Source organism: Campylobacter sp. RM9333 (genome assembly GCF_020137705.1).
Lineage (GTDB): Bacteria > Campylobacterota > Campylobacteria > Campylobacterales > Campylobacteraceae > Campylobacter_E.
Genome location: NZ_JACGAY010000008.1, coordinates 1 through 18,538, shown reverse-complemented (window position 1 = coordinate 18,538; position 18,538 = coordinate 1). Strand labels below are relative to the sequence as shown.

Annotated in this window: 14 protein-coding genes; 12 read left to right on the top strand and 2 right to left on the bottom strand. The window is 28.6% G+C overall.

What is annotated here, in order from left to right; genetic code table 11:
• Positions 1-18: 18 nt before the first annotated feature.
• On the bottom strand, positions 19-1,218 hold the full coding sequence (locus tag AVBRAN9333_RS04310) for a tRNA guanosine(34) transglycosylase Tgt (protein ID WP_214120062.1): 1,200 nt from the start codon (positions 1,216-1,218) through the stop codon (positions 19-21).
• 30 nt (positions 1,219-1,248) lie between these two features.
• Between AVBRAN9333_RS04310 and AVBRAN9333_RS04305 the strand changes: the two genes are divergently transcribed.
• From AVBRAN9333_RS04305 to flhB, 12 genes are all read left to right on the top strand, one after another.
• Positions 1,249-2,628 carry a TrkA C-terminal domain-containing protein gene (locus AVBRAN9333_RS04305; protein ID WP_214117396.1) on the top strand — a complete coding sequence of 460 codons (1,380 nt, stop codon included), beginning with the start codon at positions 1,249-1,251 and terminating at the stop codon, positions 2,626-2,628.
• Between the two features lie 146 nt (positions 2,629-2,774).
• Positions 2,775-4,136 (top strand): NADP-specific glutamate dehydrogenase, encoded by a 1,362-nt coding sequence (gene gdhA, locus AVBRAN9333_RS04300; protein WP_214117397.1) that lies wholly within the window; start codon positions 2,775-2,777, stop codon positions 4,134-4,136.
• 96 nt (positions 4,137-4,232) lie between these two features.
• The gene (bamA, locus tag AVBRAN9333_RS04295; RefSeq protein WP_336609495.1) at positions 4,233-6,500 is read left to right on the top strand and encodes an outer membrane protein assembly factor BamA; all 2,268 of its coding nucleotides are present in this window, start codon (positions 4,233-4,235) and stop codon (positions 6,498-6,500) included.
• Between the two features lie 9 nt (positions 6,501-6,509).
• A complete protein-coding gene (accD, locus tag AVBRAN9333_RS04290; protein WP_214117399.1) occupies positions 6,510-7,343 on the top strand; it encodes an acetyl-CoA carboxylase, carboxyltransferase subunit beta in 834 nt (277 codons plus the stop codon).
• Positions 7,340-7,792, top strand: coding sequence for a 23S rRNA (pseudouridine(1915)-N(3))-methyltransferase RlmH (locus AVBRAN9333_RS04285; RefSeq protein ID WP_214117400.1), 453 nt, complete (start codon positions 7,340-7,342; stop codon positions 7,790-7,792). The genes accD and AVBRAN9333_RS04285 overlap by 4 nt, the downstream gene beginning before the upstream one ends.
• 9 nt (positions 7,793-7,801) lie before the next feature.
• Positions 7,802-8,812 carry a hypothetical protein gene (locus AVBRAN9333_RS04280; RefSeq protein ID WP_336609494.1) on the top strand — a complete coding sequence of 337 codons (1,011 nt, stop codon included), beginning with the start codon at positions 7,802-7,804 and terminating at the stop codon, positions 8,810-8,812.
• The gene (locus tag AVBRAN9333_RS04275; RefSeq protein ID WP_214117402.1) at positions 8,790-9,725 is read left to right on the top strand and encodes a tRNA dihydrouridine synthase; all 936 of its coding nucleotides are present in this window, start codon (positions 8,790-8,792) and stop codon (positions 9,723-9,725) included. Before AVBRAN9333_RS04280 ends, AVBRAN9333_RS04275 begins: the two co-directional genes overlap by 23 nt.
• Positions 9,709-11,895, top strand: coding sequence for an endonuclease MutS2 (locus AVBRAN9333_RS04270; protein WP_239803005.1), 2,187 nt, complete (start codon positions 9,709-9,711; stop codon positions 11,893-11,895). Before AVBRAN9333_RS04275 ends, AVBRAN9333_RS04270 begins: the two co-directional genes overlap by 17 nt.
• A 92-nt stretch (positions 11,896-11,987) precedes the next feature.
• Positions 11,988-13,706 carry an EAL domain-containing protein gene (locus tag AVBRAN9333_RS04265; protein ID WP_336609493.1) on the top strand — a complete coding sequence of 573 codons (1,719 nt, stop codon included), beginning with the start codon at positions 11,988-11,990 and terminating at the stop codon, positions 13,704-13,706.
• Entirely contained in the window at positions 13,699-14,823 is a 1,125-nt protein-coding gene (dapE, locus tag AVBRAN9333_RS04260; protein ID WP_239803007.1) for a succinyl-diaminopimelate desuccinylase, read from the top strand. Before AVBRAN9333_RS04265 ends, dapE begins: the two co-directional genes overlap by 8 nt.
• Positions 14,813-15,643: a carboxylating nicotinate-nucleotide diphosphorylase gene (gene nadC / locus AVBRAN9333_RS04255; protein WP_239803008.1), complete on the top strand. Its 831-nt coding sequence runs from the start codon at positions 14,813-14,815 to the stop codon at positions 15,641-15,643. Before dapE ends, nadC begins: the two co-directional genes overlap by 11 nt.
• The gene (gene flhB, locus AVBRAN9333_RS04250; RefSeq protein ID WP_214117411.1) at positions 15,643-16,698 is read left to right on the top strand and encodes a flagellar biosynthesis protein FlhB; all 1,056 of its coding nucleotides are present in this window, start codon (positions 15,643-15,645) and stop codon (positions 16,696-16,698) included. Before nadC ends, flhB begins: the two co-directional genes overlap by 1 nt.
• A gap of 114 nt (positions 16,699-16,812) precedes the next feature.
• On the opposite strand, the gene AVBRAN9333_RS04245 is transcribed toward flhB, so the two are convergent.
• Positions 16,813-18,538: SulP family inorganic anion transporter (locus tag AVBRAN9333_RS04245; protein ID WP_336609492.1), on the bottom strand; the 1,726-nt coding region annotated here is incomplete at its 5' end.

Below are 18,538 nucleotides of genomic sequence, written 5' to 3'. Positions count from 1 at the left end.
TTAGTATTTAAACTAATATTATTTATAAATCTCTTTAAAATTCTTATAAAAATTAGCAAAAGTTTTATTAGCTATATTTTCTCTAATCTCACTCATTAAATTTAAATAATAATGCAAATTATGAAGACTTGCTAAGCGAAAAAATGTAATCTCTCCAGCTTTAAACAAATGATGAACATAAGCACGGCTGTAATTTCTACAAGTATAACAAGAGCAGTTTTTATCAATTGGCTCATTATCATCTTTCATAAAACTAGCCTTTATATTTATTTTGCCAAAACTTGTAAATAATGTGCCATTTCTAGCATTTCTAGTAGGCATAACACAATCAAACATATCAACCCCACGAGCGACATTTTCTACCAAATCAAGCGGAGTTCCAACCCCCATTAAATATCTTGGGCGATTTTGTGGCATTTGTGGGGCTAGTTTTTCTACCGTTTCATACATTAATTCATTTGGCTCTCCAACGCTTAACCCACCAATTGCAAGTCCATCAAAATAATATTCATTTTCAGCATCTAAAATACCTTTTAAACACTCACTTCTTAGCGTATGATTAGTCCCACCTTGAACGATAGCAAAGATATTTTGCTCTCTTTTTAATTCATTTGTATAAAGCTTTTTAAACTCGCTTTTATAAAGCTCTTTTGAATATTTTTGAAGCAAGGTAATTTCATCTGTATTTTGAAATTCTTTTTTCATCTCAAGCGAGAGTTTAGCCCAATAAATAGTGCGTTTAAGACTTGCTTTAATCCTTTCTTCACTAGCAGGTAAAGCACATAAATCATCTAAAACCATACAAATATCACTATTTAATAAATACTCCGTTTTTAAAACACTTGCAGGTGTAAAATGATGTAAGCTCCCATCAATGTGGCTTTTAAAAGTAATTCCATCATCACTATGTTTTGTATTTTTACTTAGTGAAAAAGCTTGAAATCCACCACTATCAGTTAGAAAGCTTCCATTAAATTTAGTAAAATTATGTAGCCCGCCGTGTCTAGCTATCAAATCAGCACCTGGTCTTAAATAAGTATGATAAGTATTTGCTAGGATTATTTTTGCTCCTAGACTTTGCATATCAGTTGCATCTAGGGCTTTTACGCAGCCTTGAGTTCCTACTGGCATAAAACAAGGAGTATTAAATTCCCCGTGAGCTGTGCTTACTTTACCAAGCCTAGCATTATTATCTGTTGAATATAAATCAAATTTCATTATAATTTTCCTTTATAAAATGGAGTTGTTATGAAAAAAATATTAGTTTTAGCTAAGGTTTGTGTTGCAAATCACTTCTTAAAAGAACTTGCAAAGTTTAAGGATAGCACAAAAGAATATATAATCGTTTGCCAAGATGATATTAATTTTAAGCATAGTTTTACTCATATTAAAATTGACCCTACAAATGCTGCAAGACTTAAAAATTATGTAAATAATAATCTTGAACTTGTATATTTATTATTTGATAATGATTTAGATACAAGGCTTGCTTATGATGCTATAAGATTTATTGATAAAAGAGTAAGAATTGTAGTGTTATCAAACAATAAAGAATACGAAAATGATAGCTTTTGCACTCTTATTAATCAAGAAGAAATGACTACAAATCATTTGATAGATATTTTGCCAAATATGCCAATGATAGCAAGAGATATTGGGCTTGGAATTGGCGAGATTATGCAAGTATTTGTTCCTGTTGGCTCAATTTATGCAAACAAACATATAAATGCAATTGCGCAAGAATTTTATAAAATCGCATTAATTTATAGAGATAATGAAATAATTTTACCAAAACCCGATACTCAAATTCTAGCAAATGATGAGCTAGTTTTAGTAGGTGATCCAAATATTTTAAATCTAATGTTTTCAAGGATTAAAGGTCAGGTAGGACAATTTCCTAGCCCTTATGGAGATAGTATTTGCGTTGTAATTGATATGAAAATTGATGAAAATATAGATAATTTAATAAATACAGCACTTTTATTACACGCTAAATCTAATAGTTCAAGACTAATTTTTTATGTAGTAAATCCTACAATAAATAAAGACCTAGAAAAATTAAAGAAACTTAAAAGAAAGACAATAATAGTCCATATTAAATATGAAGATATATCGGTAAATAATGTAGTTTTAGAGTTTTGTAATATGTATTCTGGACTATTTATTACAAGTAAAGAAATTTTTAAAAAAAATATAGCAACTTTTTATGATAGTTCTATGCCTGTTTTAAAAATAGGAACAATAGATTTTGCAAAGCTAAATACTATAGCTTGCATAGGTTCAGGCTCTCTTAGAGTGGAGAATTTGACATCTACTTTATTAGATATTTCTTTAATACTTAATTTAAATGCAAAAATGATGTATTTTGATAATGCAAATCCTGTAAGTGATGATTTAATAGAGCATATAAATATGCAATCACAATTTTTTAATAAGAATTTAGAATTAGTAGAATACAAAAGCAAAAACCCATTATTAGAGCTAAAATTTAATCCATACATAATACATTGTTTAGGATTTGAAAAGCATATAATCAAAACGAATACTTTAAAATATTTATCTAATGATTTTTCAAAACTTTACGAAATACTAGATGATAATTATCAATTATTCATACCAATAGTTTAAAACTTTTAGGAATTTAAATCATTTTAAATTCCTAAAAATTAATCACAAATTTTTATTATTTTTTTTCATACATTTTTCTTCAAAAATTTTTATCATAAATTTAATTTTTTTTGTATAATATTTTTTTTATTTTTAAAGGAGAAAAAATGAGTGCAAAATCTTATGTAAATGAAACACTTGAATTAATCAAAACTTATTCATCTAGACAACCTATATTCTTACAATGTGCAACTGAAGTTTTAAAATCAGTTACACCATTACTAGAAAGCAACAAGCAATACGAACAACACGCAGTATTACAAAGACTAGTAATGCCAGAAAGAACAATTATTTTTAGAGTTGTATATATTGATGATAGCGGTAAAGCTCAAACACATTTTGGCTACAGAGTTCAATTTTCTAGTGCTCTTGGACCTTATAAAGGTGGTTTAAGATTTCACCCTACGGTAAATCTTGACATTTTAAAATTCTTAGCATTTGAGCAAATCTTTAAAAACTCTTTAACAGGACTTTATATAGGCGGCGGTAAAGGTGGGGCTAATTTTGACCCTAAAGGCAAAAGCGATGCTGAAATAATGAGATTTTGCCAAGCATTTATGAGCGAACTTAGCAAACACATAGGCTATTCAACCGATGTTCCTGCTGGAGATATTGGCGTTGGTGCTAGAGAGCTTGGATATATGTTTGGAGCTTATAAAAAAATTACTTCTAAATTTGATGGAACTTTAACAGGTAAAAAAATTAGCTGGGGCGGTTCATTAGTTAGAAAAGAAGCTACAGGATATGGAACGGTTTATTTCTCAAAAGAATTGCTAAAAGAAAAAGGTGAAGGCTTTGAAGGAAAAACTTGCGTAGTTTCAGGTAGTGGAAATGTGGCTATTTATACTATTGAAAAACTTTATGAATACGGAGCAAAAGTTGTTGCAGTAAGCGATAGCGATGGCTATGTTTATGATAAAGATGGAATTGACTTAGACCTTTTAAAAGAAATTAAAGAAAACTTAAGACTTCGTGTAAGTGATTATGCTAACCGCAAAAAAGGTGCAGTTTTTGTATCTAAAGTAAATTATGAAAAAGGAACAAACGGAATTTGGAGTATTCCTTGTGATTATGCTTTCCCTTGTGCAACACAAAACGAACTTAGCTTAATAGATGCGAAAAACTTATATAAAAATGGCTGTAAATTAATCGCTGAAGGTGCTAATATGCCTTGCACACTTGATGCACAAAAATTTATTTTAGAAAACAAAATATATTATGCACCAGCAAAAGCAGCAAATGCTGGTGGTGTAGCTACAAGTGCGCTTGAAATGCAACAAAATGCAAATATGACTTCTTGGACATTTAACGAAGTTGATGAAAAATTACATAAGATTATGAAAGATATTTACGCTAGAACTGCAAATACTGCTAAAGAATTTGGATTTGAACACAATTTATTAGCAGGAGCAAATATTGCAGGCTTTAAAAAAGTTGCAGATGCTATGATAGACCAAGGCTATATTTAAGCCGAAAAGCCCTATTTTTAGGGCTTTTTTTACAAACTTAATATTAACTTTCTTTTATTATTATTCTTTCTTCAAAATCAAAAAATCAGGTTAAATATGAAAAAAATTATATATGTAAGTGCTATTAGTTCTTTGATTTATGCAAATACAATAAGTGATATTGAATTTAAAGGCTTATATCACTTGTCAAAAGAACAAGCCTTAAAGGCTGTGGATTTAAAAATTAATGATGAAGTTAATATATATAAGATAAATGATGCGGTTAAAAACCTTTTTTCTTATGGATATTTTGATGATATTTATGTTGATGAAAATAATGGAAAGCTAATATTTAATGTTGTAGAAAAACAATTCATTGCAAAAGTAAATATCAAAGGAACTTCAAGTAATGATAAAAAGCAAATAGAATCGTTTTTAAGTATTAAAAAAGGCGAAGCTTATAATGATAGAAAAATAGAAGAAGCAAAAGAAAAAATAATTCTATACTACCAATCTCGTGGATTTTATGATAGTGTAGTTGAAGTTGATACTCAAGAGCTTGAAAATAATGCTGTTGTATTAAATTTCAACATAAATAGAGGCGAAATCATAACAATTAAAAAAGTTAATTTAATAGGTGCTAAAAAATTAGACTATAGTGATTTTGACCCTGTAATAGCAAATAAAGAAAAAGAACTATTAGGTTGGTTTTGGGGATTTAATGATGGTAAATTATACTCAACCGAACTACCAAACGACCCTGCTAGAATTAAAGATGAATATATGAAAAAAGGCTATCTTGATGCTAATGTATCAAATCCTTATTTAGAAGCTAATATGCAAACTTACAAAGCAGAATTAACCTATTATATAAGCGAAGGCAAACGCTATAAAATAGAAGAAATCACAATAGAAAACCCACTAGAAAATGAAGTGAAATTTAACTTAAGTGATTTAAGAAGTAAAAAAGGAAAATATATTAATTCAGAAAAAATTCGTTCTGATATAGAATTAATTAAAACCAAATTCCAAGATAAAGGATATGCTTTAGCAGAGGTTTATCCTGATATTGCTAAAAATGATGCTGATGGAGTTGTAAGAATTTATTTTAGAGTTAATCTAGGAAATAAATACAATATTGGTAAAGTAATAATTAAAGGCAATGATAAATCTTTAGATAAAGTAGTAAGAAGAGAATTATTCTTAACCGAAGGAATGCAATTTAACAAAACAGATTTAAATGATAGCATTATAGCACTTAGAAAAACCGGTTATTTTGAAGAAGTAAATATCACTCCAAAACCAAGCTTTACGGGAGATATTGATTTATTAGTAGATGTAAAAGAAAAATCAACAGGCTCAATTACTGGTGGTGTTGGTTATAGCACATCTGATGGATTCTTAATTAACGCGTCTGTTAGCGATAGGAATATCTTAGGTAGCGGAATGTATGGTGGGATTAATTTAGAAAAATCAGATAAAGATGTAACTGGCAAAATCTTTTTAAACAATCCTAGGATATTTGATTCTAAATACTCAACAGGCTTTGATATATATAGCTACAAAAGAGATTGGGATACTTACGAAGAATACAATAATGGTTTAGAACTTAGCATTGGTAGAGAATTAGCTAGATTTTGGGGAATTGGAGCTATTTATAATTACGAGCAAAGTGATTTAAGAAAAGCAACTATTGAAATGATTGCAAGTGGTGAAAAATTAGGCAAATCAAGAAAATCAGCTATAACTCCATATTTATATTTTGATAATACTGATGATTTTTACTTACCAAGAAGTGGTATTTATAGTAGAGCAGCATTTACTTATGCAGGGCTTGGTGGAGACCAAAAATATAAAAAATTTGCCTTTGATTTTAAATATTATAAAGGTTTAAAAGAAGATTTTGACACCGATTTAATTTTTAGATTTAGAACATCATTTAATAAATTATTTAATTATAAAGATACACCAATTAACTCAAGATTATATCTTGGTGGTTTAAGAAGTGTTAGAGGATATGAAAGTGATAGCATAACTCCAAGGGGTATTGGATATTATGATACAAACACTCACACTAAAGTAGATAAATTAGGAAACGGAGTAATTGCTTATCCTTATGATAAAGGTGGAGCGATTTCACTTAATTCTAGTGTAGAAATCAATTTCCCATTAATTAATAAATTAAAACTTCGTGGTTCAATTTTTTATGATTATGGTATGATAGGCGAAAAAAAATTAAATGAGATTAAAAGACAAAGTGCAGGAATTAGTCTTGATTGGAGCACACCAATGGGACCATTAGTGTTTGTATTCTCAAAACCTATTGATAAAAAATCAGGGGATAAAACAAATACATTTGAATTTAGCATAGGAAGTCAATTTTAGGAGATAAGAATGAGTTTTGCAGATATTTTTAAAATTAGAAGAACACAATCAAAGCCAAATGAAGCACCAAATCACTGGGTAAAATGTGATAATTGTCATGCTTTAATGTATTATAAAGAAGTTGCAAGTTGCTTTAATGTATGCCCTAAGTGTGGCTTACATATGAAAATAAGCCCTAATGAAAGAATAGAAATGCTAGTTGATGAAGGAAGTTTTATTGAATATGATAAAACTTTAAGAGCTAATGACCCATTAAAATTCGTAGATTCAAAAAGCTATAAAAAACGCTTAAACGAAAGCGAAGAAAAAACAGGCAGAACAAGTGCGGTAATTTCAGGAGAATGCAAAATCGGTGGAATTGGCGTTCAATTATGTGTATTTGATTTTTCTTTTATGGGTGGTTCGCTAGGAAGTGTTGAAGGCGAAAAAATCGTTCGTGCAGTTCAACGCGCTATGCAAAAAAAAGAAGGACTTATAATAATTAGCGCAAGTGGTGGTGCTAGAATGCAAGAGAGCACATATTCACTTATGCAAATGGCTAAAACATCAGCTGCATTAAAATTACTTGCTAGAGAAAGACTTCCTTACATATCAATTTTAACTAACCCTACTTTTGGTGGAGTATCAGCGTCTTTTGCTTGGCTTGGAGATATTGTAATTGCTGAACCTATGGCACAAATTGGCTTTGCTGGTGCTAGAGTTATTAAGCAAACTATAGGAGCTGATTTACCTGAAGGATTTCAAAGTGCTGAGTTTTTATTAGAGCATGGACTTATTGATTCTATTGTTCCAAGAGCTAATCAGCGTGAATTTTTAAGTGATTTTTTACGATATTTTAAATGAATATAAATATTTATTTTATTCAAAAAAAATTAGAAAAATTAAGCGAATTTGAAAATAGATTTATAAAATTAATAAATCAATTTTCAAAACTTAATCTAAATAATGTATTTTCAAAACAAATCGCAAAAGCACAAGATTTGGGCTCAAATGAAGCTAGAATAGAATATGCAAAAGCTTATATGCCTTATAAAAAAACTTTTAGCATAGCTTTAAGTGAAAGGGGCAAGAGCATTGATAGTATTGAATTTGCTAAGTTATTGCAAGATAAAAATGAGATTAATTTTTTTGTAGGTGGAGCTTTTGGATTTAATGATGAGTTTTTAAATGAATGTGATTATGTATTGAGTTTTTCAAAACTTACATTTTCACATGAAATTGCAAGGATTGTATTGTTAGAACAAATTTATAGGGGTTTTTGTATAAATTCAAATCACCCTTATCATAAGTAAAGGATTGTTATGAAAATTAGAAATTTTTTAATTTATTCTATTTTATATTTAATGTTAATTGGACTTATTATTGTTGTATTTTTTAATGATTTATTTAACTCTACAAGAGTAATTAATTTAGGAATTTTCAATTTTCAAAAAACATTTGAATTTGATAGCTTTACTTGGGTTTGTATGCCACTTGTTATATATGTTATATTTGCATTACTTTATTTTTATTTTTCATTTATTTCTTTTCATTTTTCAACAAAAAGACTTATTAAAGATGGTAAAAAATTTGAAATGTTTTTAGAAGATTTAGTTCTAGATAGAAAAAATATTTACAAATTTAAAACAAAAGAAATTCAAGACGCTAGTGAATTAGTAAAATCACTTTATTACAATCAAGCAGGAACAAGTGCTGATAAATTAAATAATGCAATAGCTATAAAAGCAATGGTTGAAAATGGAGAAATCTGTGATTTAAAACCATTTAAACTATCTAAAGACAATACAATTTATTTAAAAAACGAAGCAAATAAAGCTAAAAATGATTTAAATTACGCTTATAACTTACTAAAAAATCAAGAAGAAATTCAAGATGAAATCAGCCTAAGTGCTTACAATAATCTAATTTTAAACGGCATTTATGCAAATATTAAAACACTAAAAATTCAAAAAAGCAAAGAAGATATTAAAATCCTTTTAAATAGATTTGCTAATGATGATTTAAGTCTTAGCAATGCTGAATTAGAAGTTTTAATTTTTAATGATAATTTTGAAGAAAGCGAATATTTAGATTTTGCAAAAGAATTATTTGCAAAAATTGAGCCAAATAGCCTAAAAGCAATATTTTTAAAACTAAAAAATGAAAAAGATAACGCATTTAGAGCGTATTTATATATACTTGCAAAACTTGCGCTATTTGATGAATTAATAGAAGAAATTTATGGTAGCGAAGCTGATTTAGAAGATTTTAAATTAATTGTATTTTTAAAAGAACAAGGTAAAACTTACGATGTTGATAAACTTATTTGCTAATTCTAAGCCCTTATTTCTAGCACCGATGGCAGGTCTTAGTGATCTTGCCTTTAGAAGACTTGTTAAAAGATTTGATTGTGATGTAACAATTAGCGAAATGATTAGTTCAAACGCTCTTGTTTATGAGAGTGAAAAATCTTTAACTATGTTAGAAAAAGATAAAAGCGAAAGACCTTTCATAGCTCAAATCGCAGGCTCAAATAAAGAAATTATAAAAAAAGCAGTTGAGATTATAAATAAAGAAGAAAACATTCACGGGATTGATTTTAATTGTGGCTGTCCTGTAAATAAAGTTATTAAGCAAAATGCAGGTTCAGCACTACTTAAAGACTTAGATAATCTAAAATCACTCCTAGATATTATAAAAACCAATAATAAAGTAGGCACAACAAGTGTTAAAATAAGACTTGGTTTTAATGAGTGCGAAATAGAAAAAATAATAAATGCTTTAAACGAATTAGAACTAGATTTTATAAGTATTCACGGAAGAACTAGAGCAGGAATGTATAGTGCTAAGGTAGATTATAATGCTATAAAACTAGCAAAATCTTTAGCAAAAACCAAAATAATTGCAAACGGCGATATATCTTATGAAAATCATCAAATGGTATTAGAACAAACCAATGCTGATGGGCTTATGATAGGAAGAAATGCTGTTGGAAATCCTTGGATTTTTTCTCAAATTAAGGGTAAATTTAATGAAATTAATAAAAGCGAAATCATACTTACGCATTTTGAATTTATGTGTGATTTATACAAAGATTATGCTTGTTCATTGTTTAGAAAACACTTGCACGAATATTCAAAAGGCTTAGCAAATGCGAGTGAATTTAGAAATGAAGTAAATAAAATTAATGAACCTAAAATTATGCTAAATACGATAAAAGAGTTTTTTGATGCTACAAATTATTAAAAACCTTGATTTAGTTGAATATTTAGATGAATTATTTGCTTTATTTGCTAGAAATAAACCTTTATTTATTGAAGGGGATACTAATTTACACCTAGCAAGAATTAATGAATTATGCGAATATGAATTAAAAGAATTAAAAAGCGTAAAAGATTTAAGCAAAGCACTAAATCATCTTAGCAAAAAAGGCATTTTACACCTTGATGAGATAGAAGAATTTGTAAAGATTTTAAATTATTTTAAATACTTATTTCAAATTCCGTTTTCAAATTCTTTTAAAAAATACCTTGAAAAAATCATAATTCCTAATGAAATTGAAAATATATTAAAATATTTTAAAGATGATGTATTTGATGAAGAAAAAGATGAGCTTTTACAAAGTATAAAAATCAAAATCAAAGAATTAAACCAAAGCATAAATCAAAATCTAAGAAGCCTATTAAACTCAAAATCACTTGAAAGCTATTTAATAGATACTCAAATACATTTTATATCAAATACTGAATGCTTATTAGTTAGGGGCGGATTTGCTAAAGTGCTTGATGCTAGTATTGTTGCAAGAAGTAGTGGTGGTGGATTTTATGTAGAACCTAGCAGTATTTTAAACTACAAACAAGGCATAAAAAGATTAGAAAATGAAGCCGATGCTAAAAGATTTGAATACGCAAAACAATTTAGTGAAATTTTATCTAAGCATTTATTATTTTTAAAGTTCATAAATAAAGAATTTGATTTAATAGATAGCTATATTGCAAGGGTTAATTTTGCTAAAAAGAAGGATTTAAACTTCATAACTCCAAGTAATGATGATAAAATTATCTTAAGTGAGTTTTGCCACCCCGCTTTAAATAATCCAAAACCTGTTAGCGTAGAGTTTAAAGAGCAAGTTTTATTAATAACAGGTGTAAATGCGGGTGGAAAATCAATGCTACTTAAAAGCATTTTAGCTGCTAGTTTTATGACAAAATACCTAGTTCCTATGAGAATTAATGCAAACAAATCTCACATAAGCACTTTTAAAGAATATATAAGCATTATTGAAGACCCGCAAATGGCTAAAAATGATATTTCTACTTTTGCAGGAAGAATGTTAGCATTTGCTAAAATGAATGGTAAGAAAAATTTCTTATTAGGGGTTGATGAGATTGAGCTAGGAACTGATTTTGAAGAAGCGAGTTCATTATTTTTTACCCTAATTTGTGAGCTGAAAAAACACGGAAAACTAATAATCACAACCCATCACAAACGCTTAGCAATGCTACTTGCTAAAGAAGATAAAGTAGAATTATTAGCAGCTTTATATGATATTAAAAATGAACGTCCTAAATATGAGTTTTTAGCGGGAATTGTAGGCAAATCATACGCATACGAAACAGCTTTAAGATATGGAATAAGTGCTAGTTTGGTTGAACTTGCTAGAAAAAGCTCTAGCGAAGCTGAGCAAAATATAAATGAAATGCTAAATAAAAACCTAGAACTTGATGCAAAACTTAAAATGCTAATTGCAAACAACGAAAAAAAAGAAAATAAATTAAACAATCTCCTAGAAAGCCTAAAAGATAAAGAAAATAAATTAATTGAAGAATACAAAAAACGCAAAAATGAACTAGAAAATGAATATTTTAAAGCAATAAATGCGGCTAAAAAAACTCTTGATTTTTCTGATTTAAAAGACAAACAAAGACAAATTAATGCAGCAAATGTATTAAAGCAGCAAATAAAACCAGAAAGCGTTAAAAGAGAAGAATTTAAAATAGGAGATTTTGTAAAATACGAAAAAATTAAAGGCAAAATCATAGCTTTAAATAAAAATATAGCAACCGTGCAAACTGATATGCTACAATTAAAACTTGATATTTCAATGTTAAAAAGAAGTGGCGAAACTCCTAAATCAAATTCTAGCAAAGTAACTTATGAAAAAAGTGTAAGTAATGCTAGCACTAAATTAGATTTGCATGGATTAAGAAGCGAAGAAGCTATTGAATTATTAGATAAATTTATTTCAGACGCACTAATAATTGGATTTGATGAGATTATCGTATATCACGGCATTGGAACAGGTCGCTTAGCTTATGCTGTGAAAGAATATTTAAAAACTAATAGGAGTATAAAAAGCTTTTGTGATGCACCTGCAAATGCTGGTGGATTTGGGGCTAAAATTATAAGATTGTAGGTTGAAAAATGGAAAACAAGGATTTTAAAAAAATAAAAAATATTTTATATTTATTAATTGGTGTTTTTGTTCTACTTAATTTTTATCTTTTTATGGATTCTAGAAATTATGTTAGATTATTTACAGAAAGCTACTTACATTCATTAGTAAATAAAGAAGAATTTAAATCTTCTAAAATATTAAGCGAATTTATCGTTCAAGACAATAAAATTATCTCAAAAAATGATAATAGTCCTAAATTAAGTGAATTAGAAATTAAAGAATTAGTAAAAAATAATAGTTTTTACGAAGCTATAAAAGTAGATAAAAATCAATTTGACATAAGATATTATGAATTAATTAATGGGGCTTATTATGGCTTTAATAACCAATTTTACCTTACAAATTCTAGATTTTACCAATTTTACATACCTGTGCTTTTAAATATTTGTTTTTTTATTTTAATTTATAACTTATATAAACAAAAAAATCATATCTCAGCACAATATCAAAGAAGTATTAGCACATACACTAAAAGAATAGAAAAACTTGAAATTGAAGCAAGTATAGACCCACTAACTCAACTAAAAAATAAAAGAAGTTTAGAAAAATCAATCGTTCTTATGAAAAATCCAAAATTATTATTAGTTGATATTGATGAGTTTAAAAAAATTAATGATTATTTTGACGCTAATACTGCTGATGATTTATTAAAACATATTGCTTTAATTATGAGCGATTTTGCTGATGAAAACCACTTAGAAGTCTATAAGCTTGATGGAGATTTGTTTGCGCTTTTAGAAGATAATATTGAAGATGAACAAAGGTATGAAGAATTAGTAACGGAGCTTATGCAAGAGCTTAAAAATAAAGATTTAACAATAGAATATAATCACCAAATAGCTAGCATAGTTCTAACACTTACAATGGGACTTTGTTTAGAAAATGAAAATACACTTAAAAAAGCATTTATTGCACTAAAAAGAGCAAAAAGAGATAATAAGAATTTCGTTTGTTATTCTAAATTTATAGATGAAGAAAAAGAATATTTCCATCAACTAAGCACAGCAAAATCAATTCAAAGTGCAATAGCAAAAGATGAAATCTTACCTTTTTTCCAACCTATTTTTGATAAAGATAAAAACATTACTAAATTTGAATCTTTAGTAAGAATTGTCAAAAAAACTCCTGAAGGAACCGATGTAATCACTCCAGGTGCTTTTTTAGCAGTTTCAATTAAAATGAAGCAATACGAAATCATTGAAAATTTCATAATAGAAAAAGTTGTTCAAACTTTAGTTGAAAACCAAGACATTGTTTTATGCGTAAATCTTGGCGGAAGGGATATGATTGATAGTGCTAAAAATAATAAATTCATAAATCTTTTAAGAAGAACAGGGGTTGCTAATCGCTTAATTATTGAAGTATTAGAAGATGAAAATATTTCACAAAATGAAAAAATAAAAGACTTTTTAAAAAGAATAAAAGAATTAGGCTGCAAAATAGCAATAGATGATTTTGGTAGTGGATTTAGTAATTTTTCATATTTATTAGAATTAATGCCTGATTATATTAAAATAGATGGAAGTATTATAGAAAAAATTACAAAAGATGAAAAAAGTGAAAAAATAGTCAAAACTATAGTTTTATTCTCAAAATCTCTAGGTATTAAGACCGTTGCAGAATTTGTAAGTACAGAAGAAATATTTAAAAAATGTATCGAAGTTGGTGTAGATGAGTTTCAAGGATTTTATTTAGGAAAACCAAGTCCAACTTTTACTCAAGAAGAAATTGATTTAGACTTTTATCATTTAAAGGAAAAAAATGCTTAAAAAATTATTTATAGACCTTTTAAAAGAAGCTAGTGTTACTCCTGATGCTAAGAATTGTTATAAAATTACAAGTGAGTTTTTATCTAATTTTGATAATGAAATCCTAGCTATAAATAATACTACAAATCAAATCTTAAGCAAGGAATTTAACAAAGTTGGTTTGCATATTTGTTTTTGCGGACATATTGATGTAGTTCCTAGTGGAAATGGCTGGGAAAGTGAGCCATTTTTACCAACTATAAAAGATGATTTAATAATAGCGCGTGGCACTCAAGATATGAAAAGTGGCGTTGCAGCATTTTTATATGCAATTAAAGAATTTAGCAAAAACAATATTAAAAATATAAGAAAAATCAGCATTGTTTTAACAAGTGATGAAGAAGGCGATGGTAAAGATGGAGTTATCAAGGTTTTAGAAGAATTAGGCAAAAGAAATGATTTGCCTAATATGTGCATAGTTGCCGAGCCAACTTGCGAAAAAAACTTCGGTGATAGCATAAAAGTTGGTCGTAGGGGTAGCATTCACGCAAACATAAGAATATTAGGAACTCAAGGTCATGCAGCCTATCCATCAAAATGCAAAAATCCCGTTCATTTAGGGGCTTCATTTTTAGCTAAAATTTCAGGATTTGATTTAGATAAAGGCAATGAGTTTTTTGAGCCAAGTAAAATAGTAATTACTAATTTAAGTGCAGGAATTGGTGCATCAAATGTAACTCCTAGTGAGTTTAAAATTATGCTAAATGTTAGAAATTCTCCACTTACAAGTAAGCAAGATTTAGAAGATTTTTTAAGAGAAAATTTAAAGAATTTAGATTATGAATTAGAAATCAAACAAAGTTCAGAGCCATTTTATACAGACGCTAATTCAATACTTGTAAAAACTCTTAAAAAAGCCTTAGAAAATCAAGGTATTTTCAATACTAGCTTAAACGCAAAAGGCGGCACTAGTGATGCTAGATTATTTGCAAAATACGGCGTTTTAGTCTGTGAATTAGGCGTGGTAAATGATAAAATCCACGCAGCAAATGAAAGTGTGCCTTTTAGTGAAGTTGTAGCTTTAAGCAATACATTTTTAGAGTTTTTAAACTTAATGGAGGCAAATAATGTTAATTAATAGCGAAATTGAACTTATTAAAAAAGAATTAAATGATGATTTAGGTAGGGGAGATTTATTCTCACAACTTGAAAATAATGAAATAATAAAAGCAAATCTTAAGGCTAAAAGTGATGGAGTTTTTGCGGGAGAGCCTTATTTTAAAGAGATTTGTAAAATGCAAAATATTGAATATGAATTATTTATAAAAGATGGACAGAGCTTTAAAAAAGGCGATATTTTAGCAAAATTTAAAACCTTAAAAACTACTTTATTAATGAGTGAGCGAACCATACTTAATTTTATTCAACACGCATCAGGGATTGCTACAAAAGTTGCTTCAATGAAAGCTTTAATAAAAGATTATAATGTAGCTTTGCTTGATACTAGAAAGACAAGACCTGGATTAAGAGTGTTTGAAAAATACGCAATTCGTTGTGGTGGTGGGCAAAATCATCGTTTAGGCTTAGATGATTGTATAATGCTAAAAGATACTCATTTGCTTGGAGTAAAGGATTTAAAATCTTTTATAAAAGAGCTAAAAAGCAAAATCCCATATTACACTCCAATTGAAATTGAGTGCGATACAATTGAACAAGTAAAGGCTGCTTTAGAAGCTAATGTAAATGCGATTTTACTTGATAATATGAGCCCTAGTGAGTGTGCTAATATAGTAAAATTAAGAGATAGTTTAGGCATTAAAGTTATCTTAGAAGCTAGTGGGGATATTAACGAAAACACCATAGTTGAATATGCTAAAAGCGGAGTTGATGTAGTAAGTTCAGGCTCAAATATTTATAAGGCTACTTGGGTTGATTTTTCTATAAGACTTGGTGAATAATTATGGCTGATGATGCAGAAAAGACAGAAGAACCCACAGATAAAAAGATAGAAGACGCCAGAAAAGAAGGAAATGTCGCTAAAAGTCAAGACGTAGCAGCACTTATAACTCTTTGCGTTGGTTTTGGCTTTGCTTTATTTTGGGTTTATTTTCTGCACGAAAGAATTACGGCTTTATACATTTATTATCAGAGTTTAATAGGTAGCGAAATTGATAATAAATTGCTTTATAAAATAGGTATTAAAACCCTTTTAGAGCTTACATTAATGGTATTACCACTTGCTATTGCAATTGCTATTGCTGGAATTATTGCAAATGTTATGCAAATAGGCTTTAATTTTACACTCAAACCCATAATGCCTAATTTTGGCAAAATCAATCCAATCAAGGGCATTAAAAATATAATTTCAATGAAAAAGCTAATAGAATTAGTAAAAATCATTCTAAAAGTTAGCGTTATTTTCGGCATTGTTGGGTATTTTATATATAGCTTTTTGCCAGGACTTAGCCATTTAGCAATTTTGCCACTCATTAAACAAATGGAGTGGTTAAGAGATAAAATCATAATCCTTTTTGCAGCTGTTATATGCTCATTTTTAGTATTTGGAATACTTGATATTTTTATAGTTCGTTTTCAGTATTTTAAAGGACTTAGAATGAGTAAGCAAGAGATTAAAGATGAATACAAGCAAATGGAAGGAGACCCGCAAGTAAAGGCAAAAATCAGACAAATTCAAATGCAAGCAGCAAGAAATCGTATGATGCAAGATGTCCCTAATGCTGATGTGGTAATTACCAACCCAACTCATTACTCAATCGCAATTGCTTATGATAGGACAAAGCATAAAGCCCCTGTGGTATTAGCAAAAGGAGTTGATAATATCGCTTTTAAAATCCGTGAAATAGCACAAAAACACGATATTCCAATATATGAACAAAGAGAATTAGCAAGATCTCTTTATAAGATTTGTGAAGTAGGAGATGAAATCCCTGTAGAATTATATAAAGCAACGGCTGAAGTCTTAGGCGTAATTGCTAGAATGAGTAGAAGATAATTTAAATTCTTTTTAAACACAATACAAAATATAAGCACCAAAAATCTTTATAAAATCAAAAAAACAATATCGCCAAATATAATTTTGAAAAATACTTTTAAATAGTTTTAGTAGCTATTTAATAGTCATTTCAACGCTCCAATAAAAATTATCTACTCCAATAGCTTCAACAATACCACTTCTTTTCATAATTTCTTTAATATCAGGTGAAACTCCTGCAATAAATACGGGAATTTTTCGCTTTTTAATGGCTTCTATTACTTCAAGAAAGGCACTTGCTCCTGAAATATCCATATAAGTTGTCCCTCGCATAGAAAATATAATCGCTGTTTTATAATTTATTCTGCTAGTTAATTCTAAAATTTTATCCGTATTAGAAAATATAATAGCTCCCATTATATAAATTACTTCAGCTTGTTTTATATGTTGTGGTAAAGGAGAATTTAAATCAGTAAATTTCTCACTATCAAAATAATCAAATTTAATTTTTAAGTTTGAAATCTGAACCATTAAAAGCATTAAAGATAAAATCACGCCTATTAAAATTGCAATTGTTAAATCAAAAATAATAGTTGCTAACATAGTTGCAAAAAACTGAACTAAAGCACCTTTAAATCTATTTTTAAAAAAATATTTAATAGTATGCCACTCATTCATTCTAAATGCAGTTACAAATAAAATTCCAGCTAACGCACTAAGTGGAATTAAACTCATAATCGGTGCTAAAACAAGCATAGATACTAATAAAATTATAGAATGAAATATACCAGTAAGCCTAGTAACAGCACCAGACTTAATAGCTACGCTAGTTCTAGCAATAGCAGCAGTCGCAGGAACTCCACCGCAAAAAGGAACTAAAATATTGCCTAAGCCTTGAGCTATTAATTCTCTATCGCATTTAAGTCTAACACCAACCATTCTACCACCACTTGCACCACATAACAAGCTCTCTATCATACCCAATAAAGCAATACTTATTGCAGGAGTTATCAATTCTTTTAAGTGCAAAATATCAAAATCACTAAAAGCAAACCTATCATCTAAGATTATGTTAGTAGGAATTACCCCTATTCTTTGAATATCTAATGAAAAAATTATACTTATTAATGTAGCGACTATCAATGCAATTAATGAAGCAGGAGCGTATTTTTGGTATTTTTTAGGATAAGCCAACATAAAAACTACTACGAAAATACATATAAAAACTGAAATATAATTAATATCTAAATCCATTTTAAAATAGTTTATTGTTTTTTCTAAAGTTGTAATTCCACTAGCTTTAACACCTAATAAATTATCAATTTGACCTAAAGCAATAATAACAGCAATTCCTGAAGTAAAACCTGTAATTACAGGCATAGGAATAAATGCAATCACTCTACCAAAATGAAATAATCCTGCAAAAATTAATAATAATCCAGCCATCAAAGTAGCCACAAAAACACCTGTTAGTCCATATTGAGTAGTTATGGCAATTAAAATAGCAGCCATTGCACCGGTTGGACCTGATATTTGATAATAAGCTCCACCAAATAACGATATTACAAACCCAGCTAAAATAGCAGTAATAAGTCCTGAAGCTGCACTTGCCCCACTACTAACACCAAATGCAAGCGCTAAAGGCAGAGCAACAGCAGCAACCGTAGCACCAGCCATTAAATCTTGTAATAATTTCATCTTGTTATATTCGGTAAATTCCAGTCTTAAATCTTGAAAATAGCTTTTCATCAAAACATTCCTTAGGTATATTTTGTTAATCATATCAATGATTGTTTTAAAACTAGCTTTTAATACTAAATCGTAATTTCTAATTATTCTATTAATACTATGTATAATACTA

What these genes read in the sequence shown, in the direction of transcription:
- AVBRAN9333_RS04285 (WP_214117400.1), top strand. Translation starts at nt 7,340, where the DNA reads ATGAATATAAATATTTATTTTATTCAAAAAAAATTAGAAAAATTAAGC.
- nadC (WP_239803008.1), top strand. Translation starts at nt 14,813, where the DNA reads ATGTTAATTAATAGCGAAATTGAACTTATTAAAAAAGAATTAAATGAT.
- AVBRAN9333_RS04270 (WP_239803005.1), top strand. Translation starts at nt 9,709, where the DNA reads ATGCTACAAATTATTAAAAACCTTGATTTAGTTGAATATTTAGATGAA.
- accD (WP_214117399.1), top strand. Translation starts at nt 6,510, where the DNA reads ATGAGTTTTGCAGATATTTTTAAAATTAGAAGAACACAATCAAAGCCA.
- AVBRAN9333_RS04310 (WP_214120062.1), bottom strand. Translation starts at nt 1,218, where the DNA reads ATGAAATTTGATTTATATTCAACAGATAATAATGCTAGGCTTGGTAAA.
- gdhA (WP_214117397.1), top strand. Translation starts at nt 2,775, where the DNA reads ATGAGTGCAAAATCTTATGTAAATGAAACACTTGAATTAATCAAAACT.
- dapE (WP_239803007.1), top strand. Translation starts at nt 13,699, where the DNA reads ATGCTTAAAAAATTATTTATAGACCTTTTAAAAGAAGCTAGTGTTACT.
- AVBRAN9333_RS04275 (WP_214117402.1), top strand. Translation starts at nt 8,790, where the DNA reads ATGTTGATAAACTTATTTGCTAATTCTAAGCCCTTATTTCTAGCACCG.
- AVBRAN9333_RS04280 (WP_336609494.1), top strand. Translation starts at nt 7,802, where the DNA reads ATGAAAATTAGAAATTTTTTAATTTATTCTATTTTATATTTAATGTTA.
- AVBRAN9333_RS04265 (WP_336609493.1), top strand. Translation starts at nt 11,988, where the DNA reads ATGGATTCTAGAAATTATGTTAGATTATTTACAGAAAGCTACTTACAT.
- bamA (WP_336609495.1), top strand. Translation starts at nt 4,233, where the DNA reads ATGAAAAAAATTATATATGTAAGTGCTATTAGTTCTTTGATTTATGCA.
- AVBRAN9333_RS04305 (WP_214117396.1), top strand. Translation starts at nt 1,249, where the DNA reads ATGAAAAAAATATTAGTTTTAGCTAAGGTTTGTGTTGCAAATCACTTC.